The sequence below is a fragment of the Pandoraea capi genome, from assembly GCF_902459735.1.
Lineage (GTDB): Bacteria > Pseudomonadota > Gammaproteobacteria > Burkholderiales > Burkholderiaceae > Pandoraea > Pandoraea capi.
In genome coordinates, this window is record NZ_CABPRV010000008.1 from 131538 (window position 1) to 151375 (window position 19838).

21 protein-coding genes are annotated in these 19838 nt (G+C 63.6%); 8 read left to right on the top strand and 13 right to left on the bottom strand.

Annotated elements, in window-relative coordinates:
- Positions 1–68: 68 nt before the first annotated feature.
- The 6 genes from PCA20602_RS16890 to PCA20602_RS16915 all read right to left on the bottom strand — a co-directional run bounded on the left by PCA20602_RS16890 (position 69) and on the right by PCA20602_RS16915 (position 6576).
- Positions 69–1544: a sodium:solute symporter family protein gene (locus tag PCA20602_RS16890; protein ID WP_150722212.1), complete on the bottom strand. Its 1476-nt coding sequence runs from the start codon at positions 1542–1544 to the stop codon at positions 69–71.
- A 2-nt stretch (positions 1545–1546) separates the two neighbouring features.
- Positions 1547–1768 carry a DUF3311 domain-containing protein gene (locus PCA20602_RS16895; protein WP_217432445.1) on the bottom strand — a complete coding sequence of 74 codons (222 nt, stop codon included), beginning with the start codon at positions 1766–1768 and terminating at the stop codon, positions 1547–1549.
- 126 nt (positions 1769–1894) lie between these two features.
- Positions 1895–3328, bottom strand: a complete 1434-nt coding sequence (locus PCA20602_RS16900; RefSeq protein WP_150722214.1) for an NAD-dependent succinate-semialdehyde dehydrogenase — start codon at positions 3326–3328, stop codon at positions 1895–1897.
- A 60-nt stretch (positions 3329–3388) separates the two neighbouring features.
- Positions 3389–4627 carry an MFS transporter gene (locus PCA20602_RS16905; RefSeq protein WP_150722215.1) on the bottom strand — a complete coding sequence of 413 codons (1239 nt, stop codon included), beginning with the start codon at positions 4625–4627 and terminating at the stop codon, positions 3389–3391.
- 13 nt (positions 4628–4640) lie between these two features.
- A complete protein-coding gene (locus tag PCA20602_RS16910; protein ID WP_425495677.1) occupies positions 4641–5204 on the bottom strand; it encodes a flavin reductase in 564 nt (187 codons plus the stop codon).
- Between the two features lie 7 nt (positions 5205–5211).
- Complete coding sequence (locus tag PCA20602_RS16915; RefSeq protein WP_150722216.1) at positions 5212–6576, bottom strand: LLM class flavin-dependent oxidoreductase; 1365 nt, start codon at positions 6574–6576, stop codon at positions 5212–5214.
- Positions 6577–6818: 242 nt separating this feature from the next.
- Between PCA20602_RS16915 and PCA20602_RS16920 the strand changes: the two genes are divergently transcribed.
- Both PCA20602_RS16920 and PCA20602_RS16925 read left to right on the top strand, forming a co-directional pair.
- Positions 6819–7385, top strand: a complete 567-nt coding sequence (locus PCA20602_RS16920) for a helix-turn-helix domain-containing protein (protein ID WP_150722217.1) — start codon at positions 6819–6821, stop codon at positions 7383–7385.
- A gap of 140 nt (positions 7386–7525) precedes the next feature.
- Positions 7526–8224, top strand: coding sequence for an aspartate/glutamate racemase family protein (locus tag PCA20602_RS16925; protein WP_150722332.1), 699 nt, complete (start codon positions 7526–7528; stop codon positions 8222–8224).
- 68 nt (positions 8225–8292) lie between these two features.
- On the opposite strand, the gene PCA20602_RS16930 is transcribed toward PCA20602_RS16925, so the two are convergent.
- Positions 8293–8787: a hypothetical protein gene (locus PCA20602_RS16930; protein ID WP_150722218.1), complete on the bottom strand. Its 495-nt coding sequence runs from the start codon at positions 8785–8787 to the stop codon at positions 8293–8295.
- Positions 8788–8973: 186 nt separating this feature from the next.
- Positions 8974–9561: a TetR/AcrR family transcriptional regulator gene (locus PCA20602_RS16935; RefSeq protein WP_150722219.1), complete on the bottom strand. Its 588-nt coding sequence runs from the start codon at positions 9559–9561 to the stop codon at positions 8974–8976.
- Between the two features lie 122 nt (positions 9562–9683).
- Here PCA20602_RS16935 and PCA20602_RS16940 point away from each other — a divergent pair, with 122 nt between their 5' ends.
- A complete protein-coding gene (locus PCA20602_RS16940; RefSeq protein WP_246182203.1) occupies positions 9684–10205 on the top strand; it encodes an SDR family oxidoreductase in 522 nt (173 codons plus the stop codon).
- Between the two features lie 72 nt (positions 10206–10277).
- Here the strand turns inward: PCA20602_RS16940 and PCA20602_RS16945 are convergent, their stop codons facing one another.
- Entirely contained in the window at positions 10278–11033 is a 756-nt protein-coding gene (locus PCA20602_RS16945) for an SDR family oxidoreductase (RefSeq protein ID WP_150722220.1), read from the bottom strand.
- Positions 11034–11241: 208 nt separating this feature from the next.
- Between PCA20602_RS16945 and PCA20602_RS16950 the strand changes: the two genes are divergently transcribed.
- The 4 genes from PCA20602_RS16950 (at position 11242) to PCA20602_RS16965 (ending at position 15628) form a co-directional block, all read left to right on the top strand.
- The gene (locus PCA20602_RS16950; RefSeq protein ID WP_150722221.1) at positions 11242–12129 is read left to right on the top strand and encodes an AraC family transcriptional regulator; all 888 of its coding nucleotides are present in this window, start codon (positions 11242–11244) and stop codon (positions 12127–12129) included.
- A 234-nt stretch (positions 12130–12363) separates the two neighbouring features.
- Positions 12364–13278, top strand: a complete 915-nt coding sequence (locus PCA20602_RS16955; protein WP_150722222.1) for a TauD/TfdA dioxygenase family protein — start codon at positions 12364–12366, stop codon at positions 13276–13278.
- Positions 13279–13365: 87 nt separating this feature from the next.
- The gene (locus PCA20602_RS16960) at positions 13366–14706 is read left to right on the top strand and encodes an MFS transporter (protein ID WP_246182204.1); all 1341 of its coding nucleotides are present in this window, start codon (positions 13366–13368) and stop codon (positions 14704–14706) included.
- A gap of 109 nt (positions 14707–14815) precedes the next feature.
- Entirely contained in the window at positions 14816–15628 is an 813-nt protein-coding gene (locus tag PCA20602_RS16965; protein ID WP_069343703.1) for an IclR family transcriptional regulator, read from the top strand.
- A gap of 14 nt (positions 15629–15642) precedes the next feature.
- Here the strand turns inward: PCA20602_RS16965 and PCA20602_RS16970 are convergent, their stop codons facing one another.
- Entirely contained in the window at positions 15643–16584 is a 942-nt protein-coding gene (locus tag PCA20602_RS16970; protein ID WP_150722223.1) for an AraC family transcriptional regulator, read from the bottom strand.
- Between the two features lie 99 nt (positions 16585–16683).
- Between PCA20602_RS16970 and PCA20602_RS16975 the strand changes: the two genes are divergently transcribed.
- The gene (locus tag PCA20602_RS16975; protein ID WP_150722224.1) at positions 16684–17427 is read left to right on the top strand and encodes an SDR family oxidoreductase; all 744 of its coding nucleotides are present in this window, start codon (positions 16684–16686) and stop codon (positions 17425–17427) included.
- 42 nt (positions 17428–17469) lie between these two features.
- On the opposite strand, the gene PCA20602_RS16980 is transcribed toward PCA20602_RS16975, so the two are convergent.
- From PCA20602_RS16980 to speB, 3 genes are all read right to left on the bottom strand, one after another.
- Positions 17470–18447: a zinc-dependent alcohol dehydrogenase family protein gene (locus tag PCA20602_RS16980; protein ID WP_150722225.1), complete on the bottom strand. Its 978-nt coding sequence runs from the start codon at positions 18445–18447 to the stop codon at positions 17470–17472.
- Positions 18448–18510: 63 nt separating this feature from the next.
- Complete coding sequence (locus tag PCA20602_RS16985) at positions 18511–18813, bottom strand: ArsR/SmtB family transcription factor (RefSeq protein WP_150722226.1); 303 nt, start codon at positions 18811–18813, stop codon at positions 18511–18513.
- Positions 18814–18873: 60 nt separating this feature from the next.
- The gene (gene speB, locus PCA20602_RS16990; protein ID WP_150722227.1) at positions 18874–19827 is read right to left on the bottom strand and encodes an agmatinase; all 954 of its coding nucleotides are present in this window, start codon (positions 19825–19827) and stop codon (positions 18874–18876) included.
- Positions 19828–19838 lie beyond the last annotated feature (11 nt).

Sequence of the window (19838 nt, forward strand, 5' to 3'; positions counted from 1 at the left end):
CCACGCCTGCCCGTCATGCGCCACTGGCGCAGGCGGCTCGCTCACTTCCTCATTTCATTGGCGACATATCACGAAGCGTCGGCCGACAACTGTGCTGCCCCCGCCGTGCGGCGCGTGAGCAGCGTTACGACCACCAGCGTCACCACGTTGAATGCCAGTGCGACGATGCCCACGTTGAGATCCTTGAGCGCATCGGGCAGGAACGGGAACAGCGCGGCCACCGACTTCTTCGTGAGCGATACCCACGCCACCGTCGCTTCGCCGACGATGATGCTGGCGAACGCCGCCGGGCGCGTCACGAGGTTCTTGCCGATCAGGCTGGCCAGCAGCACCGGGAACAACTGTGTGACGAGGGCATACGCCATGAGCAGCAGCGCGACGATGGTCTGCCCGCCCCCCAGCGTGAACAGCACCGCGAGCGCCATGATCGCCGGGGCGAGCCACTTCGCCACACGCGCCACGTGAGCATCGCTCGATTGCGGGCGCATCGGGCGGTACACATTGTTCGCCAGCAGCGTGGCCGACGTCATCAGAATCATCGAACCGGGCACCAGCGCCGTGAGAATCCCGGCCGCGCCGATCACGCCGACGAACCACGGATCGAACGTCTTGAGCGACACCTTGAACAGCGCCAGATCGATGTCGCCGCCTGTGAGCCCCGGCACGGCCAGCACCGCCGAGAAGCCCACGAACAGAATGAACAGCAGCATCAACTGATAGATCGGCAGCACGAAGGCATTACGACGCAGCACCTCCTCTCGCTTGGCCGTGTACGTGGCCATGAACATGTGCGGCCACATATAGAAGCCCAGCGTCGACAGAATCACCGTGGAGACCATCCAGACCGGGCTTTCCCCCACGTCGCGCAGCGCCAGGAAACCCGGCTTGGCCTTCTCGATGGCCGCGAACATCTCGCCCACGCCACCGTAGTAGTGATACGGCAGATAGAGACCGAGGAAGACGGCGACGAACATGACCAGGGCATCCTTCACGACAGACGTCCAGGCCGAGCCGTGCACGCCGGACAACGCCACGTACACCGCCACCACGATGGCCCCGATCAGCACGCCCTGGTTCGACGAAATCGCCGAGTAGGACGACACGCTGACGATGATGCCCAGCCCCTTGAGTTGCAACACGAGGTACGGCACGAGCGCGGCAAACCCGACGATGGCGACGAGCACGCCCAGCACCGGGCTGTTGTACTTCGCGGCGAAGAAGTCCGGCTGTGAGATCAGACCGCGTTCCTTGGCGTAGCGCCAGATCGGCGGCAGAAGGAAGTACGACAGGATGAACGGCAGGCTGCCATATCCGAGCAGGTAGTACGCGCCCGCCCCGTGTCCGTACGCGTAACCGCTGCCGCCGAGAAACACGAACGTCGTATAGATTTCGCCCGCCATGAGCAGAAAGACGATGGCCGCACCGAAGCCACGACCGCCAACTGCCCACTGCTCCAGACTCATGTCCTTGCCACGACGCGCGCGAATGCCGAGGAACAGCGCCAGCGCTACGGCCAGAAAGATGAAGATCAATGCGCTATTCATGCTCAGGCTCCTTCGCCACCGTGATCGGCCGATGCGAGCCGCGCCTGATCGGCATAGAAAATGATGGCCATCACGACGGACGTGAGCACCAGCGCCCCGGCCAGCCATGCCAGCAGAAAGGGCATGCCGAGCACGTACGGCGTGACGCGATTGACAAAGAACGGACCTACCAGAACCGCCAATACCGGTAGGAGTGCTAAAAGATATATGGACCGCATGAACATCTCCAGGTTGTTCCCGTTTGCTTGTCGGGCCGAGCGGCGGATCGCGCAAGGCGATCGCCGTTCGGCTCGTCACGAATGCGGTGAAGCGTGTCCCGTACGATTCCCCGCGCCGGATCCGTCGTCGGGTTACGCCGGATCCATCAGGTGAGAGATGCTCTTGACGTGCGTGTAGCACTCAAGTCCCTCGGCACCACCCTCCCGGCCGTAGCCGCTGTCTTTCACGCCGCCGAACGGGGTTTCCGAGACTGCCGAGACCAGATGATTGATGGCGAGGTTGCCGACTTCGAGTTCGTCGCCCAACCGGTAAGCATTCGCTGCCGAGCGCGTGAAGGCATAGCCCGCAAGACCATACGGCACGCTGTTGGCACGTGCGATGGCGTCATCCAGGCTGTCGACCCGCACGATGAGCGAGAGCGGACCGAACGGTTCTTCGAGCATGGCGCGGGCATCCATCGGCACGTCCGCCAGTGCGGTGAAGGGGAAGACATATCCCGGCCCGTCAGTGCGTTCACCGCCGCAGATCGTGCGCGCGCCACGGGCGAGCGCGTCGTCGACCAGCGAGTGCAGCGCCGCCAGACGACGCGGGTTCACGACCGGTCCGATATCGCTCGACGACTCCAGCGCATGCCCCGCGCGAATCGCACCGCCGTGGCGGGCGAAGGCCTCCACGAAGGCGTCGTAGACCTTGTCGTGCACGAAGAAGCGCGTGGGCGCCACGCAGACCTGCCCTGCGTTGTTGAGCTTGCCTTTGACGCAGGCGAGCGCGGCCGTCTCAGGGTCGGCGTCGTCGCACACGATGACCGGCGCGTGACCGCCCAACTCCAGAATGGCCGGCTTCATGTGTTTGGCCGCCAATCCCGCGAGATGCTTGCCGACGGGTGTCGAGCCGGTGAACGTGATGCCGCGCACGACCGGGCTGGCGATCAGATGCGACGAGATCGTCGCCGGGTCGCCGAACACGAGGTTGAACACCCCGTCCGGCAGACCGGCATCCTGAAACGCCTGCGCCATGAGCACCGCGCCGGCAGGCGTCTCCTCCGCAGCCTTGAGAATGATCGAGCAGCCGGCCGCGAGCGCCCCGCCGACCTTGCGGGCGGGCGAGCTCATCGGGAAGTTCCACGGCGTAAAGGCAGCGATCACGCCCACGGGCTCACGCACGACCGTATGACGCATGCCCGGCTCGGCGGGAATCACACGTCCGTACAGACGCTTGCCTTCGTTGGCGTCCCATGTCATCAGGTCGCAGCCGCGCAGCACTTCGGCTCGGGCCTGCGCCAGTGTCTTGCCCTGCTCCAGCGAGATCGCGAAGGCGATGTTCTCCACCCGCTCCCTGAGCAAGGCGATGGCGCGCAGCATGATCTCGGTTCGCTGCGCGGGCGACGTGCGCCGCCACACACGAAACCCTTTCTCGGCGGCCAACAGTGCGGCGTCGAGATCGGTCAGCGTTGCCGTGGGCACCATGCCGATCGTCGTGCCCTCCGAGGGGTTCGTTACCGGCTGGCCCGGCGCACTGCGCCACTGACCGCCGATCAGCATCTTGATGTCAGGATAGGAATACATGTCAACGTCTCAAATAAACGGGAAGTAGAGAACGAACGCGATCCAGCGCGCAGCCATGCGCTAGCGCTTGCCGCCAGCCATCCGGCGCGATGCCGGGTGCTGACGCAACCGCCACATGGCAACGCAACCGAGCGCAGGGCCAATGGCCAGCATGCCCATGCCACCTGCCCAACCGAGATGCGCGACCACGACCGGTACCAGCCGGATGCTCGCCAGCGTGAGCAGGAACCCGGCGCAGGTCTGCGCGGTGAGCAACGTGCCGACCGACGTCGGGTCCGCCAACTCCGCGACAGCGGCCGAGAACTGCGCCGAATCCGCAATCACCGAGAACCCCCACACGAACGCCACGGCCATGACCACCGCGATCGGGGCGCCGGGCAACCAGCCGATGACGGCGGCGCATGTCGCGCTCGTGGCCATCGCGCCGATGGTGACGAGCGTTCTGCCGACACGGTCGGCGAGCAGTCCCCCGGTCCACGCGCCGAGCGCGCCGAACGCGATCACCGCGAAGGTCAGCACTTCGGCCTTCTCGTGAAAATCCGCCACGCCATGCAAGCTCAGCGTGTATTGCAGGAACAGGCCGAGCCACGCCCACATGGCATACAGCTCCCACATGTGACCGAGATAGCCGAGATTCGCGAGGCGCACGGCCGGGTCGCGCCACGCTTGCGTGACTTTGGCGAAGTCGACACGTGCCGCTCGCTTGATATTCGGGCCGATGCCCGCGAAACCGATCGCCACACCGGCCGCCAGCGCCAGCATCGCCGCAACGAGATACACCCAGCGCCAGTCGAGGCTCCGCCATCCGCTAATCAGATGCGGGCTTGCGGAACCGAGCGTGAGCGCCGCCACGAGCAAGCCGATCAGCAGCCCGAGGTCTGCTTTCGCCCAGGTCGTCACGAGCCGGATGCCGACCGGATAGACGCCCGCCATGCACACGCCGGTGAGCAGGCGCAGAGCGATCGCCAGCGGGCCGGTCGGCGGCAGCACGGCCAGCGCGCCCGTCGTGAGCGCCGCCATCAGCGCCGACGCCGCGAAGATTCTGCGCAGGTCGTAGCGATCCGGCAGCGCGAGCGTGGCCGACACCACAGTGCCGATCACGAACCCGAGCTGTACGGCGCCGGTGAGCATCGCCTCATCGCCCGACGCAATCGCCTGCGTGCGCTTGATGAGGGCGACGGCCGCCGTCGACGAAAACCAGACGCCCATCGCCGCCACCTGCGCCAGCAGTACGATCGCCAGCGATGCGCCCTTGCCGCGTGGCGCGCGAGGGTGGCGAACGGAGCTCAGAGATTCCATGAAGCGTCCGTCCTCAGGCCGTTGCCGGCTGTGCGGCAATGCCCACGCGGTGAAATCCGCGGGCGAAGTAAATCAGGCCATCGAGCGCACCGGCCGAGCGAGCCGCCTTCACTTCGCAGAAGAAGACCGTGTGCGTGCCGACTTCCGTGATCGATGACACTTCGCAATCGAGCACGCTGACCGCACCGCGCAGCGCCGGCGCACCGGTATGCATCGTGTCCCAATCGCCGCTGGCAAAGCGCGTCTCGATGGAGAGATCCTTCGTCGCGAACTGCATGGCGATGTCGCGTTGATCGGCGCTGAGCACGTTCACGCACAGGCGGGCGTTCTCGCGCATCACGGCGTTGTTGCGGCTCGCCCGGTTGATGCACACGAGCAACGTGGGCGGATCGTCGGTCACGGCACACACGGCAGACGCCGTGCATCCCGCCAGACCGCCGGGGCCATCGGTAGTGATGACGTTGACGGCAGCGCCGAGACCCGCCATCGCTTCACGAAAGATCGATTTGTCCACCGTGCTCTTGTCCATGTCCTTCACCTCGTTCGATACGTGACGGTTGCGATTGCTGAGATGCACGTCAGGCTCACTTCCCGACCGAACGGTATTGCGCAGCGTTGTGCGTGTGCGGCAGACGGTCGTGGCCGAAGAGCTTCTTGCGGTACGTGCCCTCGCCGTAAGACGTCTTGTACGCACCGCGCTCCTGCAACAGCGGCACCACGTGGTCGATCACGTCTTCGAAGCATTCCGGCACCACCGTACGCGACAGGTTGAAGCCGTCGATGCCCGTGGCTTCGCTCCACGTCATCATCTGATCGGCGATAGCCTGGGCAGAGCCGACCCACGGCGTCTGGCGGCTGCCCAGCACCATCTGTTCGAGCAGTTTGCGACGCGTCCACTGCGGACCGGCGGCGCGGGTCATGGCCGTCACGTTCGACACGATGGCCTGACTCTTGCCCGTGTCGATCGGCTCGTCGATGTCGTACTTCGCGAAGTCGATGCCAAGCGACGCGGCGGCGTGAGCCAGCGCGCCTTCCGAGCTGACATAACGACGGTACTCTTCGAATTTCTCCTTCGCCTCGGCATCGGTACGACCCACGATGGGCGTGGCGCCCATGAAGACCTTGACGTCGCTGCCGCTGCGCCCATGCTCGACGGCCTGCGCGCGGATGGCGTCGACGATCTCCTTCACGCCGTCCATCTTCTGGCCGTTCACGAAGACGCACTCGGCATGCGTGGCGGCGAACTGGCAACCGCGCGGCGACGAACCTGCCTGGTAGAGCACCGGCGTGCGTTGCGGCGACGGCGCGCTCAGATGCATGGCGTCGACCTTGTATTGCTTGCCGTGGTGATGAATCACGCGCACCTTCGACGGATCGGCGTACACGCCGCCCGCACGGTCGGCGACCACGGCGTCGTCGTCCCAACTACCTTCCCACAGCTTGTAGACGAGCGACATGTATTCGTCGGCAAGGTCGTAGCGATCGTCGTGCGCGATCTGGCCGTCGATGCCGATGGCACGCGCGGCGCTGTCGAGATACCCGGTGACGATGTTCCAGCCGATGCGCCCGCCGGTCAGGTGATCGAGCGTGGACATGCGACGCGCGAACAGGAACGGTTGCTCGTACGTGAGGTTCGCCGTGACGCCGAAGCCGAGATGCTCCGTGGCGGCGGCCATCGCGGGGATGAGCATCAGCGGATCGTTGACCGGCACCTGCACGGCGTTGCGCAGCGCGGCATCGGCGTTGCCGCCATAGACGTCGTACACACCGACCACGTCCGCGAAGAACATGCCGTCGAAAAGCCCCTTCTCCAGCTTCTTCGCGTAATCGACCCAGTAGCGAAGCTCGCCGTAGCGCGTGGATTGATCGCGGGGATGCGTCCAGAGACCTTGCTGAATATGACCCACGCAGTTCATCTCGAAAGCGTTCAGTCGAATTTCACGGGGCATGTTGACTCCTTGTCTGCACAGATTTGAAGGCGGAATCGACTGCTGTCGAATCGTCGTTACCGTTTACTATAGTAGACGTTTGACTACAATCAAAAATGTTTCAGATGGGGGTTAACGCGTAATTCGAGGGGAGATGCGAGGCGGGGGTCAGGCGGGAGTGAGGCGGGATCGCGCGGGGAGACGCCGGTAGGCGCACGCGTGGCTTGTATAATTTCGCAACCCGAAACCCTTGGAAATACAGCATGACGCCCCCGATGGTCGATCCGACGCCGGCGATTTCGCATCGCATCCGCATCGAACGCGAGTCTCGCGGCTGGTCGCTGGGCGATCTCGCCGAGCGCTCCGGCGTGTCGAAGGCGATGATCAGCAAGATCGAGCGCGGTGCCGCGTCGCCGACCGCTGCGCTGCTGGGGCGTCTGTCCGGCGCGTTCGGCCTGCAACTGTCGATGCTGCTCTCGCTCGCCGAGCAGTCGGGAGAGCGGCTGAGTCGCGCCGACGAGCAACTCGTCTGGCAGGACCCGGAGACCGGTTATCTGCGCCGTGCGGTATCGCCGCGCAATGGCGGCATGCTGGAACTGCTGGAGGTCACGCTGCCGCCGGGCGTCAACGTGTCGTATCCGTCGTCGGCATTCACGTTCCAGCATCAGCAGATCTGGGTGCGTCAAGGCACGCTGACCTTCGAAGAAGGTGAGTTGACGTATGAACTCAAGGAAGGCGATTGCCTGCAACTCGGGCCGCCCGCGCCCTGCACGTTCCGCAATCCGAGCAAGCAGCCTTGCGTCTATGTCGTGGCGCTGGTGCGTCGATAACCCGGCAGCAAGTAATGACTGGCGTCAGCCTTGTCCGTCACGATCACCGGCGGAAATTTCGTGATAGACGTTGCTCACGTGCAGAGGCACATTGTGTGTCCGTTTCTCTCTCGCCCAAACACTTCGCACAAGGAGTTTTCATGCGCACCATCGGCCTTATCGGCGGCATGAGCTGGCAGTCCAGCGCCGAATACTACCGCATCATCAACGAAACGGTTCAGGCCCGGCTAGGCCCCTTGCGCTCTGCTGAGATGCTGATGTTCAGCGTCGATTTCGGACCCATCGAGCGCGCGCAGCACGAGGGGCGCTGGGCCGATGCAGGGGCGCTGTTGCAACAGGCGGCAAAGCGCCTTGAAGCGGGTGGCGCGGAATGCGTCGTGCTTTGCACGAACACCATGCACAAGCTCGCCGATATGATCGAAGACGCGGTTTCCATCCCCTTGCTGCACGTCGCCGATCCGGCGGGCGAAGCCGCACGCGCGCGCGGCTTGACATGCGTGGGCCTGCTCGGGACCGCATTCACGATGGAGCAGGACTTCATCAAGTCGCGGCTGAAAGAGAGGTTCGGTCTCGACGTACTGACTCCCGACGCCCCGGATCGCGAGGTCGTCCACCGCATCATCTATGACGAGCTTTGCGTGGGCATCGTCAAAGACACTTCGCTTGCGGCGTATCAGGACATCATGGCGCGACTGGCCTCGCGCGGTGCGCAGGCCATCATCCTCGGTTGCACGGAAATCTCGTTGCTGGTGAAGCCGGAGGACAATGCATTGGTTCTGCTCGACACCACCGCCCTGCATGCGCAGGCGGCGGTGGCGTTTGCGCTGGGGTCACACTGATCGGCCCGGCATCGACGAGGTCGCGCCATCACGCGGCGCGACCGTCCCCGCCAGCCCCCCCCTCTTCCTTACGCGCGGCTGCGCTGCGAACGCAACCACAAGAACTGTACGATAGACCCGACGACGAAAATGCCCAGCCACGTCGCCAGCGCCCCGCGCACGAGCGGGGATTCGGGGCCGCTGGCGAGCGGATGACTCGCGGGCAGGCGGGTGAGCGTCTCGTTGATGCCCGGCACCAGCAGTAGGAAGAAGCTGAATCCGAAGGCGAACTGCGACAGGTACGGACGCACACGTCCCAGGAAATTGAGACTCGGGATCACGACTCCGGCCAGCGTCGCGAGCAATGCCAGAATGCCCAACGCATGGCCAACGTTGAAGCCGCCGGTACTCGACAGGCCAAACGACGTCAGCACCGAAATCAGCATGCCGACCAGATAAACCCGGCCAGACCGACTGGCACTTTCAATGGTGCGATACCGGGCGAAGCTGACGAACCCGGCGGCAAACGTGACGAGACTGATCGCGGTGTGCGCCGCGCCCAACGTGGAAATGGGATGAGGCATGGTGGAGACTCCGTTTGAAATGGCCCCGTTACGTCATCGCCATACGTAATGGCTCGGTGAACACGAGGCGAGAACTACCGTCAAAAAAACAACCAACTAGTTGGTTTGTTGCAAGCGTTAAAAAATTGGGCGCCTGGACGCCCACGTTGAGATTGCTGCCCTTACTGGATGCATGACCTGCCGTAATCAGTTCGACACACTCAGCTGACTGATCGCCACTTGCGATATCGACCGGAACGACTCTGCATCGCCCAGCGCGCGGGCCGTCAACATGGCGCCGTGCACCGTCGACATGAACGCTTGCGCCTCTACCAGCGCAGTACCGCAAAGGGTGAACTGCCCTTTGGCCACGCCCGCCTCAAGCACCGAGGCGATCCACGCCGTCAGGCCGTCGAAATAGCCCCGAACCTCGTCGGCAATGTCCTTCGGGATCATCGGCAGTTCGGCAGCGAGCATGGCGCAGATGCACATGGGCATCGAACCATCGCGAATGCATTCAGCCCAGTAGTTCGTGTATGCGCCCAGTCTCGCCTTCGGATCTTCGACGTGCAGATCCAGCGCCGCCAACCCGTCCCGGGCTTGCTCCCGGTGACGCTTGACGACCGTCAGCACCAGTTCCGCCTTGCTTGGGAAATGGTGGTGAATGCTGGCCTTGCCGATGTTCACGCGCTCGGACAAGTCTGCGTAGCTGAACCCGTGATACCCCCCCGCCGCTAGCAATTGCTTTGCGTGGTCGGCAATTTCGGTCGCTCGGGGAGACAGCTCGATGGTCATGATCCTTTGGCTCAATGTGGCCGGCGACTACCCGGAACGAGACTTCCGGGCACACCGCCGACGTTAATGCATGGGTACAATGGCGACCAATCTACTAGTTGGTTGGTTTTGTGTCAAGACCGATGTTGAGATTCGGACCGGCAGACGCCCTCATCAACAACGCCGGGGTCATGCTGCTCGGCGATATCACGCGACAGGATCCCAACGAATGGGATCGCATGATCGACGTCAACATCAAGGGCGTGCTGAACGGGGTGCATGCCGTCGTCGACGGCATGGTCGAGCGCAAACGCGGCACGATCGTGAACATCAGCTCGGTGGCCGGACGCAAGACGTTCCCGAACCATGTCGCCTATGTCGGCACCAAATTTGCCGTGCACGGGTTGTCGGAAAACCTGCGCGAAGAACTCTCGCCGCACAACGTGCGCGTGGTGACGATTGCACCGGGTGCGCTCGACACCGACCTGCTCAGCCACACCACCGACGAGGCCATCAAGACCGGCTACGAAGCGTGGAAAACCGAGATGGGCGGCAAGGTGCTGTCGGCGGACGATGTGGCGAACGCCATCTATTACGCCTACGCTCAGCCCGCCGGCGTGTGCATCCGCGAGATCGTGCTGGCAGCAACACGCCAGCAGGCGTAAGCGTCGCTTGACGGGCGACGCCTCGCCATCGACGGCAGCGGGCATTCCCTGCCCGCTCACCCCGGCTCAAGCTCAGATGCCCTGCCCGCCGGACACTTCGATACGTTGCGCATTCACCCAGCGGTTATCGTCGGTCAGCAGGCTGGCGATCATGGGGCCGATGTCGTCGGCGACGCCTACACGGCCCAACGCCGTCATGCTGGCGAAGAAGCGGTTGAACTCCGGCGTATCGCGCACGGCGCCACCGAAGAAGTCCGTCTCGATAGCGCCGGGCGCGACGACATTGACCGCAATCTTGCGGTGACCCAACTCCTTGGCCATGTACACGGTCAGCACCTCGACCGCGCCCTTCACCGCCGCGTAAGCCGACCAGCCCTCGGCGCAAATGCGCGTCAAACCTGTGGAGAGATTGACGATGCGCCCGCCGTCGGCGAGCACCGGCAACAGCGTCTGCGTCAGGAAAAACACGCCTTTGAAGTGGACGTCGACCAGTTTGTCGAATGCAGACTCGTGCATTTCGGCAAGTGGTGCAACGTCGCCATGGCCCGCATTGTTGACGAGATGGTCCAACGTATCGCGCCCCCAGGTGCGTTGCAGCGCGATCTTCAGGTGTTCGGCAAATGACGCGAACGTGGAGACATCGCCAACGTCCAGTTGCAGGGCAATCGCCTTACCGCCCGACGCTTCGATTTCGGAGACGACGGCGAGCGCGTCGGCTTCGCGCGACTGATACGTGAGAACAACATCGCCGCCATGACGCGCGATCGACAAAGCGGCATTGCGGCCCAGACCACGACTGGCGCCGGTAACGAGAGAAATTTTGCGCATCGCGCACTCCTTGATGACTGAGAGGGAGCGATCGATTCTGCGGCGCAACGCGACGATACCCTTTGCCTGATTCGCTTCGTCGTTGGCCTGTTTCTCCAAAGATCCTTGCGGGGCGATGCCACGAGTTGCCGAATGTCGTTACGATGCTCCGGTGCAACAACGACGACCGAAACACAGAGGAACCTCGGCTGAACGGCAGCATGACGACATGAACGACACCTTGCTTGCGGCGGTGCGCAGATACACCGAGACGTATGCCGACCCGACCGGTGTCGCCCGGCCGCCCGTGCGGGGGATGAGTCTCATCCGGGCCGCCCGGCCCAGCGGTATCGACTATGCGATTTCCCGACCTGTGGTCTGCCTCGTCCTGCAAGGCAGCAAGCGCGTCGCCATGGGCACGCAGATGTTGTCGTTCTCCGCCGGCGACTCGCTGCTGATTACGTCCGACGTCCCCACCGTCAGTCAGATCACACACGCCAGCGCGAGCGAACCGTACCTCTCGCTGATTCTGGATCTTGATCTGAGCGCCATCGCAGAACTTGCGATGGAAATGAAGCTGGCTCCGATGCCTCAGAGCGCCCACGTACAGGTCGAACCGTCCGATGAAGAGGTCGCCGATGCGGCGTTGCGTCTGCTGCGCCTCGTCGAACGTCCGGCGGCCTTGCCCGTGTTGCAGCCCCAGGCGTGGCGTGAGATTCACTATTGGCTGCTGGTCGGCAAGCATGGCCCGATCATTCGTCAGCTCGGATGGCCGGAGGGTCACGCACAACGCATCGCCCGTGCCGTTGCGACGCTTCGCGCCGAGTTCACCCGCCCCATTCCGATGGAGCGCCTGGCCGATATCGCCGGCATGAGCCTCTCGTCGTTTTACAAGCGCTTTCGCCTGGCGACTTCGCTCTCACCTCTGCAATTTCAGAAGCAGCTACGCCTGATAGAAGCGCGGCGCCTGATGATCTCGGAAGCGATGTCGGCAAGCAGCGCCGCGTTTGCCGTCGGCTACGAAAGCGTTCAGCAGTTCACCCGGGAGTACAAGCGGATGTTCGGGTTGCCGCCACAACAGGACGCCGACCTGACCCGAAATGTCGCTGGCAGCTAGCCGACACATCACGCCCCTCTATTCCGCCCGATTTCCGCTTCCACAAGCGATATGCGGCCGCCCTGCGCCGAATTCCTCCACGTCGAATTCCACATTGAATTTCGGACCAACAGACCGAAATTAAAAAAACAATCTCAGAATTCTCTTGAAATAACGGCGTAAACCCGGATTTTCCACAAAATATTCAGAGCGTAATCTTAATTAATGGACACAACGTCCAGTTATGGAGATGCAATGAAGCTGGAAATCACCCCCTGCAAGGCACGATTGGGCGCCGAGGTTCGCGGCATCAATCTGTCCCACCCCCTGACCACCGACGCGCGCACCGCGATCGAGACTGCCATTGCGGAGCATGCGGTGCTGGTGTTTCGCAACCAACCGCTATCGCAAGATGCGCAAGTGGCGCTCGCGCGCAGCTTCGGCCCGCTGGATCTCGGACTGAAACGCGTGAAGAAAACCGCCAGCCGGTTCCGCTACGACGAACTGCTCGACATCTCGAACGTCGGTGTCGACGGCGAAATCGCGGCACGCGATACACGACGGATTGTCGGCAATCTCGCCAATCAGTTGTGGCACAGCGACAGTTCGTTCCAGAATCCCGCTGCCCGCTACTCGCTGCTCTCGGCCATCACGGTCGCACCGAGCGGCGGCGACACCGAGTTCTGCGATCTGCGCGCCGCCTGGGACGCCTTGCCCGAAGACTGGAAGCGCGACGTCGAAGGCCGCGATGCGGTGCACTATGCGCTGCACTCGCGCTTCATGCTCGGGGACACCGATTACAACGAAGCGCAACGCGCGGAACTGCCGCCCGTCACATGGCCGCTGGTACGAACGCATCCGGATTCCGGACGCAAGCTGCTGTTCGTCGGCGCCCATGCGTGCGAGGTTTCCGGCATGACGCTCGCCGAAGGCCGCATGCTGCTGATGGATCTGCTGGAACACGCAACGCAACGCGAATTCGTCTATGTGCACAAGTGGCAACCCGGCGATCTGGTGATGTGGGACAACCGCAGCACGCTGCATCGTGGGCGCCGCTACGATTTGTCCGTGCGGCGCGAGATGCGTCGCACGACAACGCTCGACGTCGACGGCAGTCATGACGACGCAGACGATGTCACCAACGCCGCACGCTCGCCGCAACTGGCCTGAGCCTCCACAACAACGATGAGTGCCGCCGCCGACCGACGCTCGCGCAGGCTCGCACCACGCATCCCGTCAAGACGACAGGAGACAACGATGAACACACGTACCGGGCAGGCGGAGGTATTACGCATGTCGACGACGGGCGCACCACCGGCCGTCGAGGCGGCCGATCTCGATCGCATCGTCAGCAAGGCCGGGCGACGCCTGATGTGGTTTCTGGTCGCGCTCTATCTCGTCGCGATCCTCGACCGCAGCAACATCTCGTTCGCCGCGCTCACCATGAACAGCGATCTGGGCCTGTCGCCAAAGGCGTATGGCATCGGTGTGGGGGCGATGTTCTTTACCTACGCGCTGTTCGAGGTGCCGAGCAATCTGCTGCTCGCACGCATCGGTGCGCGGGCAACGCTGACCCGCATCGCCATCGTCTGGGGCATCGTCACGATGCTGATGGCTTGCGCCGTCGGGCCGCTCAGCTTCTGGGGACTTCGCGCATTGCTCGGCGCCGCCGAATCGGGGCTTTTTCCCGGTGTGATGCTGTTTCTGAGCTTCTGGTTTCCTTACGCCTGGCGTGCACGATATAACGCGGTGTTCAACCTCGCGGTGCCGATCGCCTACATCGTGTCCGGTGTCGTCTCCGGTGCCTTGCTCACGCTGAACGGCGCCTGGGGACTGGCGGGCTGGCAATGGCTGTTCATTCTCGAAGGGCTTCCTGCCGTGGCGCTCGGCGTGATCGGCGCGTTCTATCTGACCAACCGACCGTCCGAAGCCCAATGGCTCACGCCCGTCGAACGCCAGACGCTCCAGGCAGCGCTCGACGCGAACCCGCCATCGGCGAAGGTCATCGCACCCACGTCGATGCTCCGCGCGCTCGTCAACCCCGTCGTGCTGACGATGGGCCTGTGCAACACACTGCTGTTCTGCGGCCTGACGTCGGCGCAAATCTGGCTGCCGCAGATGTTGAAGACCTATCATGCGTCGTACATGACGATTGGGCTGCTCGCCGCGATTCCGCCGCTCGCAGGCTTGCTCGGCATGCTCGCGCTCGGCCGCCTGTCGGATCGCTCTCAGCATCGCTTCCTGCACGCGTCGCTCGCGTTCGTGTTGTCGGCATGCGGTTTCGCGCTGGTCGCGATGTCGAACTCGCTGGCGACGATGCTGACCGGCTTCACGCTGGCGAGCGTGGGTGTGCTGGCAACGCAGGCGATTTTCTGGACGATTCCGCAATCGTTCCTGCATCGCTCGACGTCGGCCGGCGCTATCGGTGCGATCGGCATGATGGGCAGTATCGGCGGCACGGTCATGCCGATGATCGTGGGCGAGTTGCGTGCGCAAACGCATTCGTTCACCGCGGGCTTCACCGTCGTTGCCGTCGTTTGCCTCGTGGGCAGCGCACTCATCGGTGTACTGCGTTCGATGATGACTTCGCAACGATAGACATGCCCGGCGCGCCAACCGGCGGCGCCATTGAGGTAAGCTCGCACACGAACCTCCGGCGCGCGCTCCCCCAAAGGGACGCCGCCGGAAACGACGACTTCCCACGCCCATGACAGCCACCACGCCCAAGGAAATCCGCCCGAAAGTCTCCGATGACGACGTCTCCGCCCTGTCGCGCGGTCTCGCGCTGCTGGAGACCATCACGGCATCGGTCACCCCGCTGACGGTCAAGGAGCTTGCCGAACAGACAGGTCTGCCGCGCCCGACTGTCGCGCGTATCGCTTCGACCCTCGTGAATGCGGGGTATGTCCGCCAGCTCGAAGGCAAGGATCGCTACTTTCCGACCACCCGCTCGCTCGAACTCGCCAACACCTTCCTCTCGCACTTCGATATGCGCAAGGCGGTGCGGCCACTCTTGCGGGAGCTTGCGGAAGAGTGCGGCACAGCGGTTCACCTATGCCTGCGCAACCGACTCGACATGGTCGTGATCGAATCGGTCCGGCCATCGGTCGGCCCGATCACCGTGCGGCTCGGACTGGGCGATCGGCTGCAACTCGCGCGCTCGGCGATTGGCCGCGCCCATCTCGCCAGCCTGCCGCCGGAAGAGCGCGACATGCTGCTCGAATCGCTTCGCATCTCCGGCGCAAACGAAGGCATCGACCTGCGAGCCATGATGAAGAAGGCCGTGAACGAACTCAGCGAGAAAGGCTTCGTGAGCGCATTCGGCGACTGGCACAGCGACATCAACGCCGTTGCCGTGCCGCTGCAATCACCTTCCGGCGAGCGCTTCGCGATTAACTGCGGCGGCCCCGCCTTCCTCTGCTCGCCCGAGACCTTGCTCGAAGACATCGGTCCACGCCTCGTCGACACAGCGCGAAAAGCACAAGCCTTGAGCGGAAAGGTCGTTCTGGGATCGGTCTGAGGCGTCACGCGCCGTCAGTCGGTGCCGGTTCCGATTCCGATTCCTGTTTCGGCGGCGGGCACGTCGCGGGAAGCATAGTGCGACGGCGGCATGCCGACGTGGCGCGTAAACGCCACGCTGAAAGCGCTCGCCGAGCGATAGCCGACGCGTTCGGCGATCGTCGCGACACTGGCCTTGTTCCTGCGCAGCAGACGTTTGGCAATCGCCATTCGCCATGACAGAAGATAGGTCATCGGCGCGATGCCGACGGCTCGGCTGAACCGCTCGAAGAACGAGGAGCGCGAGAGCGATGCCGCTTGCGCGAGTTGCGCGATCGTCCACGGCGCCGCCGGACTTTCGTGCATGCGGCGAATCGCATGGGCGAGACGGGTATCCGCCAGTCCCCGCACCAGACCGGGCGACGCACTCGTATCCGCCGAACGCAGCGCTTCGATGAAGATGACTTCCAGCAGCCTCGCAAGCAACACGTCGCGGGCCGGTCGATGCGCGAGCGACTCGTCGCGCAAAAGCCCGACGAGGGTTGCGAGGCGCGGTTCGTTGCGCACGCTCACCAGTTCCGGCAACAACGACACGAGCAGCGCCGCGTCCGGCGAATCGAACGCACACACGCCCGCGAGCCATCGCACCTGCGGTGCGCCCGAGATGTCGCCAAAACGAAGACTCCCATCAGGCAACTTGCTCGGCAGCGCATCCGCCTCGTCGTCACCCTCTGGCGCATCGAGGCTCGTCATCGCGAAACGAAACCCTTCCGGCACGAGCACGAAGTCATTCGCCTGAAGGGTGACCGGCGCCCTGCCATTCACGGTAAAACGGCACTCCCCATCGAGAATCACGCAGTAGAACGGCTCGCCGGAGAACGTGCGACTCGCGCGCCACTGCCCTGCCGCACCGAGGACCTTGGAGAACGTCAATGTCGGCTGGAGCAGCGTGACGACTTCGGCAAGTGGGTCGATCATGACCGGACGATCTCGAATGAAACACGGACTTTAGATTATAGCGAGTCTGGCGCATGGCGACCTATGATGCGTTCACTGTCACCATCGATAGGAATCGACATGAAGACCGTTCTGATTACCGGCTGCTCATCCGGGTTTGGCGTGGAAATCGCGCGCTATTTTCTGGATCGCGGCTGGCGCGTGATCGCGACGATGCGCACCCCGCGCGATGACGTCTTGCCGCGATCCGAGCATCTCGCCATCCTCCCGCTCGATGTCAAGGACTCGCAAAGCATTCGCGCCGTCATCGACGCTGCCGGGCCGATCGATGTCCTCGTCAACAACGCAGGGATCGGCTTTCTGAATGCACTCGAAGGCACGCCGATGGATGCCGCACGCGATCTCTTCGAGACCAACACGCTCGGCACCATCGCCATGGTGCAGGCGGTGCTGCCCCAGTTCCGGGAGCGTCGCGGCGGCGTGATCGTCAACGTCACGTCGAGCGTCACGATCCGGCCGCTGCACCTGTTGTCGGTCTATACCGCGAGCAAGGCGGCCGTGAACGCATTCAGCGCGTCGCTGGCCCTCGAACTCGAAGCCTTCGACGTGCGCATGCGCGTCGTACTGCCAGGGCGCGCCCCGTCGACGCGCTTCGGCGAGAACGCGCGCGCCCGCATGAAAGACGGCTTTCCCGCGCCGTACGAAGCGATCGTTCAGCGCGTTTTCGCGAACTGGCAGAACGATACGTCCGTCACGCACGCAACGGACGTGGCCGAAGCCGTCTGGCGAGCCGCGACCGACGCGTCGAGCCCGTTCACGATTCCCGCCGGGGAAGACGCCGTCGCCGGCTACAACGCGCGCTAAGTTCCGTACTGTCGGTGGCGAGCGCAATACGTCATCCCGACGTTAGGCACCCGCCTCCGACGGCACCACTGCAATCGCGACTTTTCCTCTGACGCCATGGTTGGCGCCTTCGAGCCGCGCATGCGCAAGCGCAGTATCGGCAAGCGAATACACCGCACCCACGTGGGGACGCAACTGTCCCCGCTCGACCAACGTGTGCAATTCGTCGAGCTTGCCCCGGTTCTGGCGCGTGAAAACGAAGTGATAGCTCGCGTTCTTCCCCCACGCCTGAATCAGGTTTTGCGGCTTCGCAATGTCCACGATCGACACGACACGGCCGAGTTGCGCGAGCGCGTCCGGGCTGCGCGACAAGGTGTCGCCACCAATCGTGTCGAATATGACGTCGACGCCCTGCCCCTGCGTTTCGCGCAGAACCGCATCGACGTAATCCTCCAACGCGTAATCGATGACCACGTCGGCCCCAAGGCTTTTCACGAAGTCGGCGTTGGCCTCGCGCACCGTCGTGAACACGCGCGCCCCCATCGCTTTGGCTAGCTGAATCGCCACATGACCCACGCCGCCCGCGCCACCGTGCACAAGCACGCTCTCCCCGACCCGAAGTGCTGCGCGGACCACCAGCGCCTCCCACGCGGTTCCGCCGACGAGCGTCAGACTCGCGGCTTCAAGATGGCTCAGCGAGGGAGGCTTCCTGCCGACGATCGCCTCGGCCGCGACGTGGTACTCGGCATAACTTCCCGGGCCGTCGAATATCTGCGGGGTGTACCAGACCTCGTCTCCCGGCGCGAATGCCGTCACGCCCGGACCGACGGCTTCGATAACCCCCGACACGTCGTGACCGGTGATCGACGGCAGCGGCACCAGGTCCGGATAGTCGCCGCGACGAACCTGATAATCGAGCGGGTTGATGGACGTGGCGTGCACGCGCACGAGCACCTGCCCCGCACGCGGTATGGGTTTGGGCACCTCCCACACCTCGAACGATGCCGGTCCGCCGAATGACTTCAGTACGATCGCTTTCATGACAACCTCTCAATTCTAGAAAAAGGGATATCGAGATTTGTCGATATATATCGACAAAAAAATTCACAGATCCTTGCCGATGATGTCGGCAAGCGCTGCGATGGTGGCTTCGTTGCGCTTGTAGTAAGTCCACTGACCGATGCGCCGGACTTCGACCAGCCCGGCGCGTTGCAACGTCGCGAGATAGTCGGACACCGTCGACTGCGACAGTCCAACGCCTTCCTGAATGCTGCTCACGCAAACGCCGACCGTGTTCACATCCCCCTCGTCCTGGGGCGGAAAGTGCTTTGCCGGATCCTTGAGACCTTTCAGGATCTCAAGGCGCGTCCGGTTCGAGAGGGCTTTGAAGATGTCGAGCAATTCCATCGCGCCATGATATCGAGATTTTCCGATATGTCAATGTGGCAATGGCCGAGGATTGAACGGCTAATCGGCGCGTGCGCGGGCGAGATGGCTTGCAAACAGACAGAGCATTTCGTACATCAGCGTCGCGCCGACCAGCGCCGTGTTGCCGCCAACGTCGTACGGCGGCGACACTTCGACGACATCGCCACCGGCCCACGCGATACCGTCGAGCGCACGCAGCAGCGCGAGCATCTCGCGGGTGCTGAGACCGCCCACCTCCGGCGTGCCGGTGCCGGGCGCATAGACGGGATCGAGCGCGTCGACATCGAGCGAGAGGTAGACCGGTCCGTCGCCCACCACCTGCCTGGCAAGCGCCGCCACCGTCGCGGCCCCCATCGCCTCGAATTCCTCGATGAACACCACGCGCATGCCCTGCGCCTGCGAATATCGCCAGCCTTCGTCGGAGCCCTGCGCGCCGCGAATCCCGATCTGGATCGAGCGATGCGGATCGATCAGACCCGCCTCGATGGCCCGCCGAAACGGGGCGCCGTGCGTAAACTTCGAGCCCTTGAAGGTATCCCACGTGTCGGTGTGCGCATCGATGTGCACGAGTCCGACGGGCTTCGCCGGCTGCATCGCCTGCAACACCGGGTAAGTGATGGAATGATCGCCACCGGCAATCAGCGGCAACTTGCCTGCCGCGAACAGCGGTGCGAAGAATTCCCGGATATCGGCATGGGCCAGCTCGACGTCGTAGAGATTCGAGAACGGCACGTCGCCCACGTCACCGATCCGGCACCCGTCGAACGGATTGAACCGCGTCACGTGATGGATCGGTCGCATCATGGTCGACATGTTGCGAATCTCGCGCGGCCCGAAGCGTGCGCCCGGACGTGCCGTCACACCGCCGTCGTAGGGCACGCCCGCCAGGGCGATGTCGAGCGACTGCCACGCCTGCACGAACGGCACGCGCATGAACGTGGGAATGCCGGCAAAGCGCGGCAATTGCATTTGCGATACATCGGTGCCTGACACGATGAATGCGC

What these genes read in the sequence shown, in the direction of transcription:
- PCA20602_RS16905 (WP_150722215.1), bottom strand. Translation starts at nt 4,627, where the DNA reads ATGGAATCTCTGAGCTCCGTTCGCCACCCTCGCGCGCCACGCGGCAAG.
- PCA20602_RS16975 (WP_150722224.1), top strand. Translation starts at nt 16,684, where the DNA reads ATGAAGACCGTTCTGATTACCGGCTGCTCATCCGGGTTTGGCGTGGAA.
- PCA20602_RS16945 (WP_150722220.1), bottom strand. Translation starts at nt 11,033, where the DNA reads ATGCGCAAAATTTCTCTCGTTACCGGCGCCAGTCGTGGTCTGGGCCGC.
- PCA20602_RS16965 (WP_069343703.1), top strand. Translation starts at nt 14,816, where the DNA reads ATGACAGCCACCACGCCCAAGGAAATCCGCCCGAAAGTCTCCGATGAC.
- PCA20602_RS16900 (WP_150722214.1), bottom strand. Translation starts at nt 3,328, where the DNA reads ATGTATTCCTATCCTGACATCAAGATGCTGATCGGCGGTCAGTGGCGC.
- PCA20602_RS16930 (WP_150722218.1), bottom strand. Translation starts at nt 8,787, where the DNA reads ATGCCTCATCCCATTTCCACGTTGGGCGCGGCGCACACCGCGATCAGT.
- PCA20602_RS16925 (WP_150722332.1), top strand. Translation starts at nt 7,526, where the DNA reads ATGCGCACCATCGGCCTTATCGGCGGCATGAGCTGGCAGTCCAGCGCC.
- PCA20602_RS16985 (WP_150722226.1), bottom strand. Translation starts at nt 18,813, where the DNA reads ATGGAATTGCTCGACATCTTCAAAGCCCTCTCGAACCGGACGCGCCTT.
- PCA20602_RS16940 (WP_246182203.1), top strand. Translation starts at nt 9,684, where the DNA reads ATGTTGAGATTCGGACCGGCAGACGCCCTCATCAACAACGCCGGGGTC.
- PCA20602_RS16890 (WP_150722212.1), bottom strand. Translation starts at nt 1,544, where the DNA reads ATGAATAGCGCATTGATCTTCATCTTTCTGGCCGTAGCGCTGGCGCTG.
- PCA20602_RS16895 (WP_217432445.1), bottom strand. Translation starts at nt 1,768, where the DNA reads ATGTTCATGCGGTCCATATATCTTTTAGCACTCCTACCGGTATTGGCG.
- PCA20602_RS16955 (WP_150722222.1), top strand. Translation starts at nt 12,364, where the DNA reads ATGAAGCTGGAAATCACCCCCTGCAAGGCACGATTGGGCGCCGAGGTT.
- PCA20602_RS16915 (WP_150722216.1), bottom strand. Translation starts at nt 6,576, where the DNA reads ATGCCCCGTGAAATTCGACTGAACGCTTTCGAGATGAACTGCGTGGGT.
- PCA20602_RS16960 (WP_246182204.1), top strand. Translation starts at nt 13,366, where the DNA reads ATGAACACACGTACCGGGCAGGCGGAGGTATTACGCATGTCGACGACG.
- PCA20602_RS16950 (WP_150722221.1), top strand. Translation starts at nt 11,242, where the DNA reads ATGAACGACACCTTGCTTGCGGCGGTGCGCAGATACACCGAGACGTAT.
- PCA20602_RS16935 (WP_150722219.1), bottom strand. Translation starts at nt 9,561, where the DNA reads ATGACCATCGAGCTGTCTCCCCGAGCGACCGAAATTGCCGACCACGCA.
- PCA20602_RS16920 (WP_150722217.1), top strand. Translation starts at nt 6,819, where the DNA reads ATGACGCCCCCGATGGTCGATCCGACGCCGGCGATTTCGCATCGCATC.
- PCA20602_RS16980 (WP_150722225.1), bottom strand. Translation starts at nt 18,447, where the DNA reads ATGAAAGCGATCGTACTGAAGTCATTCGGCGGACCGGCATCGTTCGAG.
- PCA20602_RS16970 (WP_150722223.1), bottom strand. Translation starts at nt 16,584, where the DNA reads ATGATCGACCCACTTGCCGAAGTCGTCACGCTGCTCCAGCCGACATTG.